Consider the following 18,756-nt stretch of genomic DNA (forward strand, 5'->3'; position numbering starts at 1 on the left):
TTGGCCGTGGCCGGCGTCTGCGCTCGTGTGCTTCGGCAAGGGCTCACAATGACCGGCGACACCCAGAGATTGGACGACGCCTTTCTCGGCATGCGGCAGTCGCTCTACCGGGCGATCCTGCGTATTGTGCGCGACGCGGCCGAGGCCGAGGAGTTGACGCACGACGCCTACCTGAGAGCGCGCCGGGCGTTCGACCAGGGCACGCCTGGCAATATCGAGGCCTTTCTCTGGCAGACCGCTCGCAATCTCGCCCTCGATCATCTTCGCCGGCGCAAGGTGCGGGCCCTGCATGAGGAGCAGGAATTCCAGGCGGCGGATACCGTTGTTGTCGCCGATCCACAGCCGAGCATCGAGGATCAGGCCATCCAGCGCGACCTGGTCAAGGCCTTCAATCGAGCCCTGCTGACGCTTCCGCCGCGCGCCCGTTCGGCCTGGTGCCTCAACCGGCTGGAAGGCCTCGCCTATCCCGAGATCGCCAAAAGGCTGGGCGTGTCGCCCAACACCGTGTTCAACGACATGAAGATGGCCATGGCCGTCCTCATGGAAATCCGGGAGAAGATGGAGCGATGAGCCGCGTGCAAGGGCGCGAATCTGCAATTTTTGGGAGGAGAACTGATTTGAAACGTCATCTATTAACATGCACCATTTCCGCGGAAGACCGTCATGCACGCAGTGACTGACAACGAGGATCAAGCGCGCTATCGGCATCCGGAGCCGGTCGTAGACCAGGCGCTCGAATGGGTGTTGAAGCGTCAGGCGGGGGAGGTCGACCAGGAGGCGCTCAATGCCTGGCTGGCCGAAGGTGCGGACAGGGGCGCGGCCTTGGCGCGGGTGCTGGCGCTCTATGAATGTCCCGCATTGACCGTGGCTTCCGCCCAGACGGCGACGGCATCGCTGCTGCCGGTCGAGGCCATCAGACACTCGCCGGCTATCACCCGGCGCTCTCCGCATCTGTCGCTCGCGCTCGCGGCCTCGATCACCGCCGCCATCGTCGTGCCGCTGATTGGAAGCGACTGGCTGCTCGGCTTGCAGGCCGACTATCGGACCGCTGCCGGCGAGATCGTCGCGGTCGATCTGCCCGACGGCTCCCGCATGCAGATGAACAGCCAGACGGCAGTGCGCCTCGATTTCGAAAATGGCAGGCGGGCCGTGCGGCTTCTCGAGGGTGAGGCCTATTTCGAGGTGGCGCATGACGCTGCCCGGCCGTTCAGCGTGACAGGGGCCTATGGCACTGTGACGGTGACCGGTACGGCATTCGACGTGGCGCGCGGTGATGCAGAAGACGTCGTGCATCTGGCAAGCGGTCGCGTTGTCTTGACCCGCGATGGCGAGCAATCGAGCCCGGTTGCCATGACGCCAGGCCAGACGGCGGCCGTCGATCGCACACGGATCTCATTCCTTCCTCAGGGAGACGATGAAAGCCGGCTTGCCTGGCGCGAAGGCTGGATCCAGCTTTCCGCCATTCCCTTGCGGGACGCCCTCGTCGAGATCGGACGCCATACGGATCTCACCATTATCACCCTGCCGGCCGCTGCCCTTGAAACCCCCGTCAGCGGCAGCTTCCGCATCTCCGAGGCGGATGCCGCACTCGACAGCGTCGCAACCGCTGCAGGGGCACGCATCGAGCGATTGCCGGGCGGCATCTTATTCATTCGCTAAAGTCTCAGGTTTTTTTTGTGAGACCGGCCGAGCTGACACGTCATCTCCATCAGAGCCGACGCGCATGATGCGCGGCGGCGGGGTGACAACAGGGTGAGAAGGGCTTCCGGCCCGGGATCAAGATGGCAGAGCGTAGAGTATCTCTCGGCAAGCGCAGGTTTGCCATGTTCATGGTGTCCACAGCACTGGTTTCGGCTTCGGCCGGTGTATTTGAGGTTCGAGCGCAGGATGCCGGGACAAGTCCGACGACGAATGCTCCCCGGGCGATCTCGATCCCTGCGCAGCCGCTCGATGCAGCCCTCAGGGCCTTCACGCGTCAGACGGGCTGGCAGGTCGGCTATGCCGCAGCCCTCGTGTCTGGACGGACTTCAGCGGCCGTCGCCGGTGAAACCGATCCTCTCGTCGCACTGCGCGCCCTCACCGCCGGTGCCGGCATCGAAATCCGCGTGACCGGCGCCCGCACCGCATCGCTGGTTGCCGAAGGCACGATCGACGAAGCCGCTGCCGCCGGCACGACCGTTCTTGAGGAAATCACGGTGTCGTCCTCCGGCGGCGGCGTGAAACTCGGAACCGAGAGCGCGGCAGATACGGGCACCAGCACGCTGAGCGAAGGTCAGATCACAGCGCGGGCTGAAGGAAGTGATGCGAACGGGATTTTGCGCAACCTGCCCAATGTTCAGTATCAGAATGACATTGATGACGACGCCGGCGCGACGGACCAGACCGTCATCGACCTGAAGCCTCGGGAGGTGTCCATCTCCGGAGCGCGGGTCTACGAAAACAACTTCATCCTGGAAGGTATGGAGATCAACACCGTCACGGGTAGTCAGGAGCGCTACGGCGATGAGGTGCTCGCAGATCGAACCATCACCCCGCCGAATGCTGACCGCGTCTACGGCCTCCATTCTCAGACCGTTTTTGTGCCTGCAGAGTTCCTGACCGAAGCAACGGTTATCGATAGCAATGCGTCGGCCAAGTACGGCAACTTCCAGGGAGGTGTCGTGTCCTACAAGCTGGAAGAGGCAGAGAAAGAAAAATGGAAAGGCCATGTTTCCACCGACTACACGACGAGTGACTGGACGTCGTATAACTTAGGAACCAAGGATGGCCTGAACCCGAAAGACGTCGCACGCAACGAATATATCAAGCGCCGCCAGGCGATTTCCGTGGGCGGCCCGCTTTCCGATAATCTTTCTGTTCGACTGCAGTATAGCCGTCAGGACGCTGTGACCGATAAGGACAAGGCCTATCGGTATACCGAAACGGACCGCATAGAGCAGGACTCGCTGAACCAGTTCTACCGCGGCCAGCTGAAAGCCGAGACGGACCTTGGGGATTTCACCCTGGAGGGAGCATTCACGGCCTATGATCAGGTTTGGGAACACGCCTTGTGGCGCAATTTCCGACTGAACACTGAGACCCGTAGTCTGGCGTCGAAGCTACAGCATGACTACGAGTTCGAGGATCTGGACTTGGGCGGGGTCGCCATTTCGAACCTGAAGCTGGAATCCAAACTGACATATGGGACCTCAGACACGTTGAACGACATGAATGCGAACGTCGCGCATGCTTACATGCAGGCCTTCAGACGATCGGCAGCGAACGGAGGGGGCTTGTGGGAGTCGACCGAACTCTCCGACTGGTGCCGTACCGATACAACTGTTTCACAGACGATTTGCTATGATGGTGCCACAGGAGACAAGCAGCAGGGTCAGGATCAGTTCGGCTGGAACGAGGAGTTGACCGGAGATATCTGGAGCGGCTCGTTCCTCATCGGCACGGAGTTCAAGCACACGAAGGGCCATCGTCGTCGCCCCGAAGATGCCATATATTACACCGCGTATACTTCCCTTGGCCAAGTGCCAACGTCGGTTACGGGCTTCGTTTGCAATACTACCGAGGAATGCAGCACCGAACAGTTTGCCAGCTCCAAGGGGATTGATAAGGCTTTTGATATCACAGCGCAGGTGAACACTTTCGCCACCTATGCAGAGCTGGAGCAGGACTGGGACTGGTTCGAGATCCGGGCTGGAGCCAGGTTGACCTACGACGACTACATGGAGAATCTCGATATTGCTCCGCGGGCAGTTGCTACCTGGAAACCGATTGAAGACCTTGCCTTAACACTCGGTGCAAACCGCTACTACAACGCCCAAAGCCTCGCATTCGCGATCCGTGATCAGCAGCCGCGACGCCAGAACTATATACGAGTTCGATCAGGCGCAACGGTCGGATCAACTTGGAGTCCCGCGGCCATTACAGGCAACTACACCAACAGCGCGTCTGATCTGGAAACACCATACACGGACGAAGTCAGTATAAGCCTGAGCGGTGTCGAGCCGCTTTTTGATGGCGAGTGGCGTTTACGCTTCCTTGACCGGCAATCCAAAAGCCAGTTCGCTTCGGAAGCGGTTGGCCAGAGCCGTTTCCTAACGAACAACGGATCAGGCGCATATCAGTCCTTCACAGCGGAGTATTCCAGGAACCTTGAGCTTCAAAGCGCATGGGGACTTGATGAGGCGCTGTTCAACGCCTCGATCACCTGGTCACGCAACGAAGTGTCGAACAACAGCTACTTCGAGACTGATTTAGAAGACGAATACGTCTGGTACAAGAACAAGTCTTACACTCTTGCCGGGTTCAGTGTCGTAACTGGCAACATGGACATCCCGCTCCGAGCCCAGACCGGCCTTTCGACAAAATGGCTGGACAACAGACTGACGCTGGATCTCAACTCCAATTACAACTTCGGTTATACGGGCGTGAAGAATACAGACCAAAATCCGATTGTGATCGATGGGCTGTCTCACGAAATCTACGAGGATTTTGACTTTGACCCGACGCTAACAGTGGATCTTGCTGCGAGCTACAAGGTGTACGAAGAAGAGGATCGCGGCATGACCGTGAACTTGAAGGTCAACAACCTGTTCAACGAGATTGGAAACGCAACGGCATCTGCCAATAACCCCTGGGTCATCGGCCGCACTCTCTGGGTCGGAGCCTCTGCGAAGTTTTGAGGCGCGGTCGACGTATTGAACAGTGCCGCGACCCACGCAGCGCGGCACTGCATCTTCGACCCGTCGCGTTTTCGATTACGCCGGACGCCTCAGTTGTCGTCGGGGCTGATGTTCAGGCGTCGCATCTTTTCCCACAATGTCGTTCGCGACACGCCTAGCGCTTCGGCGGCTTCCTTGGGCGATCCGTCGGCGCGTGCCAGGGCGGCCTTGATATGGGCACGTTCGGCGGCGTCACGCACGTCGGCGAGTGTGGCATTCACATCTGGAGTGCTGCCAAGGCCCGTGTCCGTTGCGACCAGACCTTCGGGAAACAGCTCCGCCTCGGACAAGACATGACCGTCACCCATGGCAACGGCGCGGTCGACGCGGTTGATCAGTTCGCGGATGTTTCCAGGCCAGCGGTGGCGCTTGGCAGCCTCATGTGCCGCTGCGTCAACGACGATATTGCCGTGACCAAGCCTCGCTGCTGCGGCAGATGCAAAGCTTTCGAGCAGTGACGGCAGCTCTTCCTGTCTTTCTCTGAGTGGCGGCAGCTTGCAGGCAATGACATTGATGCGAAACCAGAGATCTTCGCGGAACTGGCCCTCGGCCACCATGGCGCCGAGATCCTTGTTGGTGGCGCAGACGAGGCGTGCTCCGAATTTGCGGGTCTCGCTTCCGCCGAGCCGACGGAACTCCCTCGTTTCCAGAACGCGCAGCAACTTCACCTGCAGGACAGGGGACAGGTCACCAATCTCGTCCAAAAACAGTGTGCCCTCGTCCGCCTCTTCGAAAAAGCCGCGATGCATGCCCGAGGCACCGGTAAAAGAGCCGCGCTCGTGACCGAAAAGCAGCGAGTCCGCGAGCTCTGCCGGCAAAGCTCCGCAATTGACGGGGACAAAGGGCAGGGTCTTGCGCGATCCGGCCTCATGCACATAGCGAGCCGCGACTTCCTTGCCCGTTCCCGTCTCTCCGAGGATCAGAACCGGAAGATCGATGTCTGCGGCACGCATCAATGTCGCGCCGATCTTGCGCATCGCATCGCTGCCGGAAAACGCAGCACCGACCTGTGGCCCGCTGCTCGTGCGGCGGCTGATACCCTGCAAGGTCTCGACAAGCCTGTCGAGATCGAAGGGTTTACTGACGTAGTCGACCGCGCCGTCCCGCACCAGCCGAACGGCCTGGTCGATGTCGCCATAGGCCGTCATGAAGATGACTGGCACCAGTCCGAAACGTTCGAAATGCCGGCGCATGATGGTCTCGCCGTCGCCATCCGGCAGTCGGATATCCGAGAGGATGATGTCGGGTGCCGCACCCTTGAGCGCTGCATCGGCTTCAGCTGCCGAACGCGCCCATCTGACGGTGAAGCCTTCCAGGACCAGCCTCTGTTGCAGCGACAGGCCAAGCGTCGCATCGTCCTCGACCACCAGTATGCGACCTGCCGTCATGATGTCATGTCTCCGCTCCGCCCTTCTGCGCCGTCACCAGCGTCAGCTGGACATTGGTTCCCGTGCTGTCGCTGCGGATCGACAAATCGGCTCCCATTCGCTCCACCAGGGAGGCCACGATCCAGATCCCGATGCTGCGCTCCACGGGGATGTCGTTGACACGGCCGGAAATCATCGCGGCGACGATCTCGGGCGGCATCCCCGGTCCCTCGTCGGCGACGCTGAGCACCACCGTCTGGGCATCCTTGCGCGTGAGAGAAACGGTGACAGTCGATCCGGGCGGCGAGGCCCTGACCGCATTCAGCATCAGGTTGATCAGGATCTGGCGCAGGGCATCGACGTCGACCCAGAATTCGGTCGGCTCCTCGAAGGTCCAGGCAAGCCCAACGCCGGCACGGCCGGCTTCCGGAGCGATCAAGATCTCGAGGTCGCGAATGTCCTGGGCCGTGATCATTCTGGATCCGGACCGCCGGCGATAGGTGGAAAGCGTCACGTCGACCACGCGACCGATGCTGTCGAGCCCGTTCTCCAGAAATGCCAGCGTTTCCTTTCGCACATCCTCTCGGTCGCCGAAGCGCTTCAGCGTGGATATGCCGTTCTTCAGTCCGGCCAGCGGATTGCGCACCTCATGCGCGATGCTGGCCGCCATGCGTGCCAGCAGCCCGTCACGTTCCTGCTGTGCCATCTGTTCGAGGATGGTGACCCTTTGGGCTTCCGATTGTTCGCGCATCGCCAGAGCCGCTTCCAGCTGGCGCAATTCGTTGCCGCGGCGCCAGTCGGCCCCATTCGTCGAGGAGCCCGCCGCATCCGCCAGTCGGTCAATGAACCCGTCGAGCGGTTTGAGCGAGCGCCTTGTCACGGCGTAAGCCGCAGCCGCAGCGATGATGGCCACAAGGATATCGATGCCCAGTGCGGCGTTGGACGCTGCATCGCTGGCGGCCTCGAGCGGCTGCGTGTCGAATGTCGCGGCGAGATAAAGACGCCCCTCGGCCATTCCATAACTGCGTGCAACCAGAAGAACGGATCTGTCCGGAACCAGCTGCGCGCTGACATCGTCGGGGTCGCTGGCTTGCGCCTCGGTCAAGGCGGCGTCGAGGAGATCCCCATCGCTCTCGGCGAGCGCCACCGTGATCGCCTGTCCGGATGGGTCGGTCCAGCGTGCGGCGATGCTTTCTTCGAGAAGCGCGGTGCGAAACTCGAGCGACGCTGCCAATGTCCGCTGCACAGATTGCCGAGCATCGGTCTCCTTGATTTCGGCCGCGATGTTGCCGGCGACGGCATCGAGGAAAACCAGCGCCTGATCGCGCAGACCCGTCTCGTTGCTCGACCGCAGAGCCATGATGCCGATCTGCGTCGTGCCGACCGCCACCAGGAACATCGCGACTGCCACGAACAGTGGCAGCGCGACGGAGAGAGGCAGTTTGGGACGCGAAAGTGAGGACATGCAGATTGATTAGACCAAGTCGCGCTTTGCCTGCCAGCACTTAATTCTCGAGCGAGCCCTCAACGTTCCATGATCAGGACTTCACCTGCCATGTCCGGTGTGATGCGGTTCAGCCAGGGCGCGCCAAACCAGTTCGTTCGCAGCGGCCGTGGTGTTCGGCCCAGGACGACGGCGCGCAGACCGACGATGCCGGGCGGTATGCCGCAGACGCTGTCAGGCGCGGCATGACGCGTGTAGCCGCAGCCGAAACGATCGGCGACCTCGGGCACACCGCCATCCTTGATCTGCTTCTCCGCAACATGGACGATGTCCGTCACCTCCCAGAGATTGTTGAGAAGTGCCCATTCCACGAGCGGGGCCAGGTGATCTTCGCCGCAGTCGCGCACCACGAGAGTGCGTGCCGTGTCGGGCAATGGTGTCTTGCCGACGAAGAGCACCGGACCGCCATGGCAGCTCGGCAGACGCAATAGACCATCCGGATCCCAGGTCGTGCGGTCCATCCGGGCTTCGACCTGATGATGGAACCAGCCCTGGCAGGGCAGAACGAGGAGGGTCTGGCCCGGTTGCGTCTCACAGCGGAGAATGGCTTCGGGATCGCCTTCATCATAGTGCAGGATCGAAGCCACGTCCGTTCCTGCGGTGGCGGATTTGAGATCGCTGATCGCGTCGCTCGCCCGCTCGCGGATCAACCGGCGCAGTCGGGCCTGATCGGCTGCGGCATGGATCGCATGCGTGTCGATGATGGTGTAGGCCGAAAGGCTCGCCCCGCTTCTCTTCGCGATTGCGCCGGCGCGTTCCGCAACGTGAGCGACCTGCCCGTCGATGACGGCGAACCGGACAGCCTCGAGAGCCGGCAGCACCGGCATGTCGTTGCGCGGCGCCGGTTTCGGCTGGGGCGCCTTGTCCCTGTTGTCGGCGGTCTGCACTTTCGGAGCCACGGAAATCCAGTCGCTCCGCTTGCCGAGCGACTGGTCGGCCCGCGTCAGCACACCGTCAAGGGCGTCGTCATGCGAAAGCGTCAGCTGCGCGCCTGAGACATAGGCGGCGCGACCGAGAAGATGGCCGGCGACCGGCACGGTGAGCAGCAGGAAGACGACGGTCAGGATACCCATCACAGTCGCATCCAGCGCGCCATGGGCGATGACACTGCCGATGATCACCAGGCCGGCACCCAGCGTTCCGGCTTTCGTGGCGGCATGCATGCGCTGAAACGGGTCGGCAAGCTTGATGACACCGAGAGCGGCGATGCAGAGAAACCCCACACCCGCAAGCTTGAACAGAATGGATAGGATCGCGAGCATCACGAATCCTCCTTTTTCTTCTCGAGAAGTGCCGATAGCGAACATGTCGCCAGGAAACCGATCAAGGCGATCCCGAAGGCGACGTCGAGGAATTCGCGTCGGCCGGTGACGATCATCGTCAGGGCGGCGATCGCGACGGCAATGCCGGTCAGCATGTCGAGCGCAATGAAGCGGTCGGCATAGCCTGGTCCGGTCACCATGCGAACGGCGGCAAGCAGCAGCGGTACCATCAGGACGGCGATCATGATGGCGGCGAATGTTGATAGAAACCCATCCAGAAGCGCAATCATCCTTCGATCTCCTTTATGCGTGTCTCGAACGTGTTCTTGATGCTGTCCACCACCGCATCGGGCTGGGGCGCATCCAGAACGTGAACATAGAGGGTGCTCAGATCCTCGCTGACATGCAGCGAGGTCGTGCCGGGTGTCAGGCTGACGCAGTTCGCAAGCGCCGTAACGCCTGCTCTGCTGCGCAGATCAAGCGGCACAGCGAGAATTGCGGGCTTCAGCTGCGAGCTGTCGCCCAGCACCTGGCGGGCGACGGCAATCGACGAACGAATGAGTTCGTTGATGAAGACCAAGCCCAGTGTCATGGATCTGCCGATACGTTTGACGATGGTCATGGCGACACTCCTGCTGTGGTGTTCCGGTCAATGATGGCGCTGATCAGCTCGGTACGATTGCCGATGCTGTCGGCAGCCAGGTTGGAGAACGCGACTAGAGGTTCCGGGTTGAAGCCGATCGCGAGCGTGATGGCTCCAAGCATCGCGATCGGTGCGATCATGGCCGCGGGAACCGCGCGCACTCGGGTCTTGCGCGCTGGCTCTTTCCAGAAGGCCTCGATCCAGATCTTGCTCATCGAGAAGATGGTGAGGAGACCGACAAAGAGCGCGATGCCTGCAAGCCAGGCCGCATCCCCCTGGAAGGAGGCGTCGACCACCATCAGCTTCGCCCAGAAGCCGGAGAGCGGCGGGATGCCAGCCAGGGACAGGGCAGGAATGGCGAATAGCACGGCCAGCATCGGGGAGGACTTCATCAGTCCGCCGGATTTACGCAAGTCGAAGGTCCCGGTTGCGCGGTGAATGGCGCCTGCGATGAAGAACAGGTTCGCCTTCACCACGATATGGTGGATGATGTAGAAGACCGCGCCTGCCATGGCGAGCGGCGTGGCGATCGCAAGACCCAGCATGATGTAGCCGATCTGGCTGATGATGTGGAACGACAGGATGCGGCGCACATCCCATTGCACGGCGGCCCCGAAAACGCCGAACAGCATGGTGCCTGCCGCAAACACGGCGATCAGCGGCTTCAAGATCCCGTTGTCGACTTCGAACAGGAGGGTGAAGACGCGGAAGAGTGCGTAGACACCGACCTTGGTCAGGAGGCCTGCGAACACGGCCGACACGATGATCGATGCCGTGTGGTAGGAGGCCGGAAGCCAGAAGAACATCGGGAAGAAGCCAGCCTTGATGCCGAAGGCGAGCAGGAACAGCATCGCCGACAGTGTGAGCGCCGCCGAAGATTCCGTTTGCGGAAGCACCATGGCCAGGTCTGCCATGTTCAGGGTGCCGGTCGCGCCGTAGAGCAACCCGATCGCCATCAGGAAGAGGATGGTCGAAAAGAGGTTGAGGACGGCATATTTGATCGCCCCGTCGATCTGGGCGCGAGTCCGATCCAGCGTGATCAGGCCGAGTGTTGCGATCAGCATCACTTCGAACCACACATAGAGGTTGAAAATGTCGCCGGTCAGAAAGGCACCGTTCACGCCGATCATCAAACCGAGGAATAGCGGATAGAAGCCTGCACGGACCTGGCGCTGGCGAAGGTCTGCGACCGAGAAGATCAGGGCGCAGAGCGCCAGAAGGCTGGAGATCACCACCATCGCGACGCTGAAGCGGTCGGCGGCGAACACGACGCCGAAGGGGGGCATCCAGCTGCCGAATACCTTGGTCAGGATGCCGCCTGCCATGACCGCATTGGCGAGGATGAGGGAGGCGCCGAATGTCAGGATCATGACGGTGAGCGCGATGATGCGTTGTACCTCCGGCCGCGAATGAAAAGCAGCAGCCAGCGCCGCGCCGATGAGCGGTAGTACGACGGGCCAGAGGAGAAGCGTGTCAGCCATTGCGGATGGCCTCCTTTTCGAAGGGCGAGCCGAGGTCTTCGGCATCGTTATGCTCGTCGGTAAAGACGGAGCCGAGCGTGTAGTAGGCCTTGAGCACCAAGGCTGCGGCAAACGAGACGAGCGCAAACCCGATGACGATCGCAGTCAGGATGAGTGCCTGGGGCAGGGGATTTGCAGCCCCTTCGCCCAGCGTCTGCGATCCCTGTTCGATGACGGGGGGCGCCGTGAACTGCAGGCCGCCTGCGACGAAGATCAGAAGGTTCGCTGCGGTGGACAGCAGCACGACCCCGAACAGGATGCGCATGACGTGGCGCGACAGGAGGAGGTAGATGCCGGCACCCATCTGGGCGGCGACGGCAAACGCGTAGATCAGGCTCACTGTTCTACTCCTTCATAAAAACGGAAAACGAGGGAAAGCACGCCGCCGATGACGACCATGAACACGCCGATATCGAAGGCGGTTGCGGTTCCGAGATGCGTGGAGCCAAGCTCGAACCACCAATGCGTCAGGAACGATCGATCCGAGATGAGGCCGGGGAGGCCGCTGACGAAGGCCAGCACGAGACCCAGGCCGATCAGCACGACCGGGTGGATGATCAGCGCCTTGCGAGCCTTTGCCACGCTGTCGGAGAGAGCAAGCAATGCAAAAGCGAGAGCCGCGAACAGCCCGCCGATGAAGCCGCCGCCCGGTTCGTTATGGCCGCGAAACAGCATGAAGACAGCCGCGCCCAGCAGAAGCACGAAGAACAGGCGGGACATGGTGGAAAAGATGACGGACATGGTCGGTCACTCCTTGTTGCGGGCGGGTTTGAGGGAGCCGCGCAGCAATCCCCAGGCGGCAATGGTGGCAATGGCGACGACCACGATCTCGCCGAGCGTATCGATGGCGCGGTAGTCGACGAGGATGACGTTCACGACATTGCGGCCATAGGCTTCGAGGTAGCTCGTCTCGCCGAAATAGTCGGACAGGCGCAGGTCAATGGGCGTGACGCCGATGGAGGCAAGCGCGATGAACATCATCCCGGCAAAGCCCACCGCGATCATGCCATCACGCCTGCGCTCGGACAGCGTGCGCGAATGCCGGCGCCTGGACGGCAGCTTGAGGAGTACGGCTGTCATCAGGATCACGATCAGCGTTTCGACGGCCATCTGCGTCAGCGCCAGATCCGGGGCACCGTTCAGCATGAAGATCACGGCCGAGCCGAAGCCAACGATGCCGACGGAGACAAGGCCGGCAATCAGCGAGCGAACGATGATCGTCGCCAAGGCACCGACGACGGTCAGCATCAGGACGAGGGCCACCGAGATACGGATGCTGCCCTCTGAGGCGAGGAAGTCGGCCGAAGGTGCAGCCAGGAAAGCGATCGCCAGACACACGGTAACCACCAGAACGACTGCTGTGGTGTAGCGATGCTGATCACCGTTCTGGAGCACTCTCGTCGACATGCGTGCCGTCGCCAGAACGCCGTTCAGGGCCTTGTGGTAGAAGCGATCGCCGAGGAACGCATAGAGCGTGTCATAACGACGGAGCGCGTTGTGGATCCGGGTCCACTGGATGACGATAACCGCGCCGATGGCGACGACGAGCATGGACAGGACCAGCATCGGCGTCAGGCCGTGCCAGAGCTTGAATGAAACGTCGACCGGCTGACCGAGGAGTGCCGAGGCGGCCGGACCGATGATCCACTGTCCAGCTGGCGCGGGGATGAGACCGATCAGGATGCCGCCGGCTGCGAGCAGCAAGGGTCCTGCCAGAAGGCCTGATGTCTCGCCATGATGGATCTCACGTTCAGTCTCTGACTTGAGGTAGAACGGACGGATCGACACGACACCTGCCACGCCGACCATGACGGCGTTGACGAGAACCGCGGCTGCGATCGGCAGGATATTCCAGTCATTGGCGAGCTGCGCTTCGAACAGATATTCCTTCGAGATGAAGCCGACAAAGGGCGGCAGACCGGCCATCGACAGGCTGGCAAGCACGGCAGCAACGGCGGTAACCGGCAGGAAGCGGGCGAGGCCGGCCAGCTTGTGCAGACGGGTTTCGCCGGTCGCATGGATGGCGGTGCCGGCGCAGAAGAACAGGGCCGCCTTGTAGAGCGCATGGCTGAGGATAAAGCCGACGGTGGCGACAGCGGCGACTTCACCCGTCAGGCCGATCAGCATCACCAGAATGCCGAGCGAGGCAACGGTGGACTGGGCGAGAACCGCCTTAAAGCCTTCGGCACGCAGCGCCTGCAGGGCGGCAATGATCATGGTCAGAGATCCGAAGACCACCAGCGTGTGTCCGAAGCCCGGCATGCCGGCAAACACACCGTCGAAGCGGGCCAGCAGGAAGACGCCGAGCTTCACCATGGTCGCCGAATGCAGATAGGCGGAAGCGGGCGTCGGCGCGGCCATGGCATTGGGCAGCCAGAAGTGGAACGGGAACTGCGCGCTCTTGGTGAAGGCCCCGATCATGACCAGGATGGCGATCGGGATGGCCCAGCTGCTGGTAACCAGCTCGTTCGAGCGTGCCAGCACTTCCGTGAAGGAAAAGGTGCCGAGCGTCATGCCGATGAGAAGGATGCCGGCAAACAGTGCCAAGCCGCCGCCGCCGGTGACGATCAGCGACTGCAGCGCCGACTTGCGCGCCGCTTCCTTGTGACCGTCGAAGCCGATGAGGAGGAAGGAGGCGAGGCTCGTCAGCTCCCAGAAGACGAACATGACAATGAGATTGTCCGAGAGCACGGTTCCCAGCATCGCGGTCATGAACAGCATGATGAGGCTGAGGAAACGACCGATCTCGCCGCTCGGCTTTTCGGCGAAGTAAGCCCCCGCATAGATTACCACCAGCGTTCCGATGCCGCTGATCAGCAGGCCGAACAGCAGTGAAAAGCCGTCCAGACGGAATGCGAGTTCGACGCCGAGCGAGGGCACCCAGGCCAGTTGGGCGATCAGGGCCTGTCCGTCTGCCACCGGCGCGACATGCATGAGTAGCGAGGCGAAGATGAACAGAGGTATGAGGCTTACCACCCAGCCGGTGTATCGCCCGAGCAGCGACGAGGCCGGTTTGGCGATAATTGCCCCGGCCAGTGCGATTAGTATGGTCCACTCAAAGTTCACGGTACGAGTTCCTCTTGTTGTCCACTCTCAGATAGCAAGAGGTGTGCCAGTTTGAAATTGTATGAAAATCAGTGACTTATGACGCGTCGTCATTTCTGCGTGTTCGGAATTCCGAATAGGGACCTGTCGGAATTCGGAATTCCGAACATGTTTTCCCTCCGGCAAGCGTCCCAATCCGACGACGCATTGCGACAGTGCCGAACCGCCGTCCGGACTTGGTCGAGGGAACCATCTGCCTTCCGAGACAATTCCCCAGACATCAAGCCAGGATGACGAAAGCGGTTATGAAACGGAAGGAACTATCATGACATCCAAGCGTATCATCGCGGTGCTGACCATGGTCGCCTGCGGCGCTGCGGCCTCCCCAGCTCTGGCGCAATCCTCACCATACCCTGGGGACGACCCTGCCGAACTCTTTGGATACGACATCGAGGTCAGTGAAACGGATAGCGAGCGTGTCGCCGAGAGTGCTTTGCGGGCCGTGCAGCGGGCGGGAGAAACGGCCGAAGAAATCAAGATGGTCTTCGGGGCCACGCGTTTCGAGTTCGTGGCGCTGAAGCCGGACAGCATGAAAGTTGTCGAGCCGGAACTTGCCAAGAGGCAATCCGACGTGTTGGAGCTGCAGGCAGCCGTCGAGAGCAGCTCCTTGTTCTATACGGCGATGCGAAGCGAGGGCGTCGCGGCAAGCGACGTCATCGGTGCGGATCTCGCAGACGGTGACAGCGGTCTGACGTCCGAAAAACGAGTGACGATCTATCTTGCGCCGTGAAGGCGGATGCGCCACGCGCATCGGCCCTGTTCCGGCAAGTGGGTCGAGCTGTCGGTGGTCGGCCTCACCGCGATTGGCGGTTCCAGAAATGCTGGGCGACCGCGAACAGAAGACCGACCGCGACCGCCGGGACCAGATCATCCAGCATGACGCCCCAGCCGGATGGGATTTGCTCGACATAGGATACCGGCCACGGTTTTACCCGGTCGAGGAAGAGGAAGAGCGCTGCAAACGGGACCAGCATCCGCCAGCCTGCCTGACGGATCAGAGAGGCCCCGATTAGGAAGGCCGCCACTTCATCGATGACGATCCGGCGGTCATCCTTTATGCCGGTCTCCAGATCGATCGCTGACGCGACATGGACGCCGAGGGCGAAGATGAGCACGGCAAACACCGGAACGACGAGCCTCGGCAACTTGATCGCCAAGACCAGCAGCGGCAAGAGCGCGAATACCGCAAGCCCCGCACGGAGCGGAACGACCAATCCTGTTCCGAACCAGGTGGCCATCAGCCACTGCCACGTCGGAACCAGACCTGCGCCTGGCGGTTCGAGAACGTAGAATTCGACCATGGGCTCCCCGAAGCGGTTGCCGCGATTGGCGCTTGTCCCCCCGCAGGACGCGAGCGGTGTAGCCACCCACTGGGCGGAGGGCTCAGACTACCTTGTCACATGCATCATAATTGCCTTGAGTTCATCCATGGTAAATGGCTTTGAGAGCTGCAATGCGTCCGTGATGCCGGACGCCGACTTCGCGGCATTGTCGCCGCTGGCGAAGACGATCCTGACGGAAGGCCATCGTTCGCGAACGATCCTTGCCAGGTCGGTGCCTGCCATGCCGGGTAGCCCCACATCCGTCAAGAGAACGTCGATGCTCTTCTTGTCCAGAATCTGGATCGCCTCTTCAGCCGATCTGGCCTCGTCGACGGCGTGTCCGAGTTCTTCGACCATGTCGACGGTCGACATCAGGATGAGAGGCTCGTCTTCAACAATCAGTATTCGCATCTTCTCAAACGTGGTTCGGTTCGTTGGCTCGGGCGCCGAGGCGGGCGAGTTTTCAGCGGCGGCTTGATGCTCGCGTGCCATCCGCTCAACGGCAATCTGATGCTGCTGTGCATTGCCGAGCACGTGGCGTACCTTGCGCGCCAGGGCTTCCCGCGTATAGGGCTTGGACAAAAGCTCGACGCCGACATCAAGCTTGCCGCCATGCACGATGGAATTCTCGGTATAGCCGGAGGTGTAGAGTATGGCCATGCGTGGAAAGAGCGCCTTGGCCCTCCGGGCGAGTTCGGTGCTTCGCATCGGCCCCGGCATGACCACATCGGTGAAAAGTAGATCGATCTGTACGCCGCTGTTGACGATGGCGAAAGCCGCTTGGGCATCATGCGCCTTCAAGACGCGATATCCAAGATCAGCCAACAACGCGACAGATGTCTCGCGTACACCATCGTCGTCTTCCACGACAAGAACCGTTTCGGTGCCGCCCTTTGCCGGCGCAGCGCTTAGATCCGTGAGGCTGTCCTCGACCTGGTTGGTGCGCGGCATGTAGAGCTTCATGGTCGTGCCATGCCCAGCTTCGCTGTAGATCTTCAGGTGGCCTCCGGATTGCTTGATGAAGCCGTACACCATCGACAGTCCAAGACCACTGCCCTTGCCGTCCGATTTGGTCGTGAAGAAGGGCTCCAGGACGTGCTCGATGATATCGAGGGGGATACCCGATCCGGTATCGGAGACCGCAACCATCACATAATGGCCAGCGCGCACATCGTCATGTGTGCGGGCATATTCGTCATCGAGGACGGAATTCGCGGCTTCGATCGTCAACCGTCCACGGCCTTCCATAGCATCGCGCGCGTTGATCGCCAGGTTCAGGATCGCATTTTCGAGCTGGCTAGGATCGATCAAAGTGTTCCACAGGCCTCCGGAAACCACCGTCTCCAGTTCGATTTCCTCACCCAGCGCACGGCGAAGCATGTCATCCATGTTCTGGATCAGCCGGCGTACGTTGACGACTTTTGGCTCAAGCGGTTGCCGACGTCCGAAGGCTAGTAGCTGTGAAGCCAGTTTCGCGCCACGGGTGACGCCGGACAAGGCGTTCTGCAGGCGCTGTTCGGCGCGCGCGTTGCCTTCTACATCCTTGGACAGAAGCTGCAGGTTGCCCCCAACGACCTGAAGAAGATTGTTGAAGTCGTGGGCGACACCGCCCGTCAGGTTGCCAAGCGATTCCATTTTCTGTGCCTGCCTCAAGGCGAGTTGCACGGTTTCGCGTTCGACAGTTTCCTTCTCCAGCTCCAGAAGAGCCGTTCTCAGCTCATGGGTACGCTGCTCCACTCTTTGCTCGAGTGTATGGTTGAGGGTATGGAGCTGCTCCTCCGCCCGCCGCTGATGGGTCACATCGAAACCATCGACAAAGATTCCGGTGACATGACCAGCCTGATCAAAGATCGGCTGATAGATGAGGTTGAGGAACCGCTCTTCGGGACTCGTCGCGCCCTCGCGCTGAAGGTGAACCTTGAGGTTCCGTCCGATATAGGGTTTGCCGGACTGGAACACCCCATCCAGCAACTCGAAGAACCCCTGTCCCTTCACCTCCGGAAGCGCTTGCCGGACGGTCAGGCCGAGCAACATACGGTTCCCTACAAGTTGCAGATAAGCGTCGTTCACCAGCTCAAATACGTGCTCTGAACCACTGAGAATGCACATGAAACTCGGAGCCTGCTGGAAGAGTGCCCGCATGCGGTCGCGCTCGGCAGTGCGAAGCTCGACTTCCGAGGAAAGCTGACGATTGAGCTGCTCCAGGGCGACGGCCGCCTTTTCGCGCAGATCGGCTGCCTCAGCAAGGGCCGCCGATCGCCGCTTCTCCGACTCGAATGCTTCGGCACTGGCAAGGCGCGAGCTGATCTGGCCGGCAATCAGCCTGAAGAAGTCCAGGTATTCGTCGCTGACCGTCCGATACGGATTAAGCCCGCTGATCAGAACGCCCCGTGCCTTGTCACCGCCTTGGCCGATCAGTGGAACGACCGCTGCCTGCGTCGGTGCGGTTTGCCAGACCCCGCGCGGGACGTCGTGAGCGCCCGAGAGTTCCACTAGCTCGACCGCCTGCTTGTCCCAGATTTTTCCCATGCGCCATGTCGTATCTGATCGGCAGACCGCTGCGGGAAGCAATTCATCACAACCTTCTGCGCCGCAGATCCATTGACGGCGTGCATTCCCTTCATCGTCGAAGATGTAGAGAGCGCTGAAGGGCAGATCATGCAGATTTTCGCGTAATGCGATGTGAGATGCCTCTAGAACCTCGCTTTCGATGTCGGCGGCGGCAAGGCCAGATGCGAGCGTTCGCAGTGTCGCCATGCGGCGCTCGCTTATGACCCGCTCGGTCTCTTCCGTGACGGCGCAGAAGACGCCTTCCACCTTGCCGGTATCCCCGATCAGCGGACTGTACGAGAAGGTGTGATAAGTCTCTTCGGGATATCCACCGCGCTCAAGCAAAAGCAGAAGCGCCCTGTCCCAGGTGGCCTCGCCAGTATCATAAACGGTCGCCAACCGATCCTTGATGTCATCCCAGATTTCCGCCCAGAGAACGTGCGTGGGGACGGCAAGGGCGTTGGGATGCTTGATGCCCAAAGTCGGCCGATAGGCGTCATTGTAGAAGAAGGCGATATCAGGTCCCCAGCCCAGCCACATCTCGAATTTCGAGGTCAGAAGCAGGCGGATTGCCACCTTCAGAGCCTCCGGCCATCGATCCGGCGGGCCAAGCGAACTTGCTGCCCAATCATGCCGTCGCATCAGTTGCGACATTTCACTGTCGCCGATGAAAATGTCCTGATGCGAATCCGAAATGTTGAGGGTCATGCTGCTTCCGTCAAAACTCGCCGCACATTTCGGCTTCAATGAACGTCCGGGGCGCCGACA

The 18,756-nt window shown here is 61.0% G+C and carries 15 protein-coding genes; 4 read left to right on the forward strand and 11 right to left on the reverse strand.

Annotated elements, in window-relative coordinates; translation table 11 throughout:
• Positions 1 to 48 precede the first annotated feature (48 nt).
• The 3 genes from ACQKP1_RS03705 to ACQKP1_RS03715 all read left to right on the forward strand — a co-directional run bounded on the left by ACQKP1_RS03705 (position 49) and on the right by ACQKP1_RS03715 (position 4,676).
• The gene (locus tag ACQKP1_RS03705; RefSeq protein WP_203012914.1) at positions 49 to 570 is read left to right on the forward strand and encodes an RNA polymerase sigma factor; all 522 of its coding nucleotides are present in this window, start codon (positions 49 to 51) and stop codon (positions 568 to 570) included.
• Positions 571 to 663: 93 nt separating this feature from the next.
• Positions 664 to 1,659 carry a FecR family protein gene (locus ACQKP1_RS03710; protein ID WP_203012916.1) on the forward strand — a complete coding sequence of 332 codons (996 nt, stop codon included), beginning with the start codon at positions 664 to 666 and terminating at the stop codon, positions 1,657 to 1,659.
• 164 nt (positions 1,660 to 1,823) lie between these two features.
• Positions 1,824 to 4,676 carry a hypothetical protein gene (locus ACQKP1_RS03715; protein WP_427274233.1) on the forward strand — a complete coding sequence of 951 codons (2,853 nt, stop codon included), beginning with the start codon at positions 1,824 to 1,826 and terminating at the stop codon, positions 4,674 to 4,676.
• 89 nt (positions 4,677 to 4,765) lie between these two features.
• On the opposite strand, the gene ACQKP1_RS03720 is transcribed toward ACQKP1_RS03715, so the two are convergent.
• The 9 genes from ACQKP1_RS03720 to mbhE are packed head-to-tail and all read right to left on the reverse strand — an operon-like array spanning position 4,766 to position 14,077.
• A complete protein-coding gene (locus ACQKP1_RS03720; RefSeq protein ID WP_203012923.1) occupies positions 4,766 to 6,103 on the reverse strand; it encodes a sigma-54-dependent transcriptional regulator in 1,338 nt (445 codons plus the stop codon).
• A gap of 4 nt (positions 6,104 to 6,107) precedes the next feature.
• Complete coding sequence (locus ACQKP1_RS03725; protein WP_203012925.1) at positions 6,108 to 7,547, reverse strand: sensor histidine kinase; 1,440 nt, start codon at positions 7,545 to 7,547, stop codon at positions 6,108 to 6,110.
• Between the two features lie 59 nt (positions 7,548 to 7,606).
• Entirely contained in the window at positions 7,607 to 8,848 is a 1,242-nt protein-coding gene (locus ACQKP1_RS03730) for a monovalent cation/H(+) antiporter subunit G (RefSeq protein WP_427274234.1), read from the reverse strand.
• Positions 8,848 to 9,138: a monovalent cation/H+ antiporter complex subunit F gene (locus tag ACQKP1_RS03735; RefSeq protein WP_006726495.1), complete on the reverse strand. Its 291-nt coding sequence runs from the start codon at positions 9,136 to 9,138 to the stop codon at positions 8,848 to 8,850. The genes ACQKP1_RS03730 and ACQKP1_RS03735 overlap by 1 nt, the downstream gene beginning before the upstream one ends.
• On the reverse strand, positions 9,135 to 9,470 hold the full coding sequence (locus tag ACQKP1_RS03740) for a Na+/H+ antiporter subunit E (protein ID WP_427274235.1): 336 nt from the start codon (positions 9,468 to 9,470) through the stop codon (positions 9,135 to 9,137). The genes ACQKP1_RS03735 and ACQKP1_RS03740 overlap by 4 nt, the downstream gene beginning before the upstream one ends.
• Complete coding sequence (locus ACQKP1_RS03745) at positions 9,467 to 10,972, reverse strand: Na+/H+ antiporter subunit D (RefSeq protein WP_427274236.1); 1,506 nt, start codon at positions 10,970 to 10,972, stop codon at positions 9,467 to 9,469. The genes ACQKP1_RS03740 and ACQKP1_RS03745 overlap by 4 nt, the downstream gene beginning before the upstream one ends.
• Entirely contained in the window at positions 10,965 to 11,351 is a 387-nt protein-coding gene (locus ACQKP1_RS03750) for an NADH-quinone oxidoreductase subunit K (protein WP_006726498.1), read from the reverse strand. Before ACQKP1_RS03750 ends, ACQKP1_RS03745 begins: the two co-directional genes overlap by 8 nt.
• On the reverse strand, positions 11,348 to 11,752 hold the full coding sequence (locus ACQKP1_RS03755) for an MnhB domain-containing protein (protein ID WP_203012930.1): 405 nt from the start codon (positions 11,750 to 11,752) through the stop codon (positions 11,348 to 11,350). Before ACQKP1_RS03755 ends, ACQKP1_RS03750 begins: the two co-directional genes overlap by 4 nt.
• Positions 11,753 to 11,758: 6 nt before the next feature.
• Entirely contained in the window at positions 11,759 to 14,077 is a 2,319-nt protein-coding gene (gene mbhE, locus ACQKP1_RS03760; protein ID WP_427274237.1) for a hydrogen gas-evolving membrane-bound hydrogenase subunit E, read from the reverse strand.
• A gap of 304 nt (positions 14,078 to 14,381) precedes the next feature.
• Here mbhE and ACQKP1_RS03765 point away from each other — a divergent pair, with 304 nt between their 5' ends.
• Entirely contained in the window at positions 14,382 to 14,846 is a 465-nt protein-coding gene (locus tag ACQKP1_RS03765; RefSeq protein ID WP_427274238.1) for a hypothetical protein, read from the forward strand.
• A gap of 64 nt (positions 14,847 to 14,910) precedes the next feature.
• On the opposite strand, the gene ACQKP1_RS03770 is transcribed toward ACQKP1_RS03765, so the two are convergent.
• Together ACQKP1_RS03770 and ACQKP1_RS03775 are read right to left on the reverse strand one after the other, a co-directional pair.
• Positions 14,911 to 15,417: a phosphatidylglycerophosphatase A family protein gene (locus ACQKP1_RS03770; RefSeq protein WP_427274239.1), complete on the reverse strand. Its 507-nt coding sequence runs from the start codon at positions 15,415 to 15,417 to the stop codon at positions 14,911 to 14,913.
• 87 nt (positions 15,418 to 15,504) lie between these two features.
• A complete protein-coding gene (locus tag ACQKP1_RS03775; RefSeq protein WP_427276392.1) occupies positions 15,505 to 18,642 on the reverse strand; it encodes a response regulator in 3,138 nt (1,045 codons plus the stop codon).
• Between the last annotated feature and the right edge of the window lie 114 nt (positions 18,643 to 18,756).

This window comes from Allorhizobium sp. NPDC080224, assembly GCF_050281005.1.
GTDB lineage: Bacteria > Pseudomonadota > Alphaproteobacteria > Rhizobiales > Rhizobiaceae > Allorhizobium.

Coding starts and splice junctions, on each gene's coding strand:
- ACQKP1_RS03725 (WP_203012925.1), bottom strand. CDS start 7,547: ATGTCCTCACTTTCGCGTCCCAAACTGCCTCTCTCCGTCGCGCTGCCA.
- ACQKP1_RS03770 (WP_427274239.1), bottom strand. CDS start 15,417: ATGGTCGAATTCTACGTTCTCGAACCGCCAGGCGCAGGTCTGGTTCCG.
- ACQKP1_RS03745 (WP_427274236.1), bottom strand. CDS start 10,972: ATGGCTGACACGCTTCTCCTCTGGCCCGTCGTACTACCGCTCATCGGC.
- ACQKP1_RS03755 (WP_203012930.1), bottom strand. CDS start 11,752: ATGTCCGTCATCTTTTCCACCATGTCCCGCCTGTTCTTCGTGCTTCTG.
- ACQKP1_RS03720 (WP_203012923.1), bottom strand. CDS start 6,103: ATGACGGCAGGTCGCATACTGGTGGTCGAGGACGATGCGACGCTTGGC.
- ACQKP1_RS03730 (WP_427274234.1), bottom strand. CDS start 8,848: ATGCTCGCGATCCTATCCATTCTGTTCAAGCTTGCGGGTGTGGGGTTT.
- ACQKP1_RS03775 (WP_427276392.1), bottom strand. CDS start 18,642: ATGTCGCAACTGATGCGACGGCATGATTGGGCAGCAAGTTCGCTTGGC.
- ACQKP1_RS03710 (WP_203012916.1), top strand. CDS start 664: ATGCACGCAGTGACTGACAACGAGGATCAAGCGCGCTATCGGCATCCG.
- ACQKP1_RS03705 (WP_203012914.1), top strand. CDS start 49: ATGACCGGCGACACCCAGAGATTGGACGACGCCTTTCTCGGCATGCGG.
- ACQKP1_RS03735 (WP_006726495.1), bottom strand. CDS start 9,138: ATGATTGCGCTTCTGGATGGGTTTCTATCAACATTCGCCGCCATCATG.
- ACQKP1_RS03740 (WP_427274235.1), bottom strand. CDS start 9,470: ATGACCATCGTCAAACGTATCGGCAGATCCATGACACTGGGCTTGGTC.
- ACQKP1_RS03765 (WP_427274238.1), top strand. CDS start 14,382: ATGACATCCAAGCGTATCATCGCGGTGCTGACCATGGTCGCCTGCGGC.
- ACQKP1_RS03715 (WP_427274233.1), top strand. CDS start 1,824: ATGTTCATGGTGTCCACAGCACTGGTTTCGGCTTCGGCCGGTGTATTT.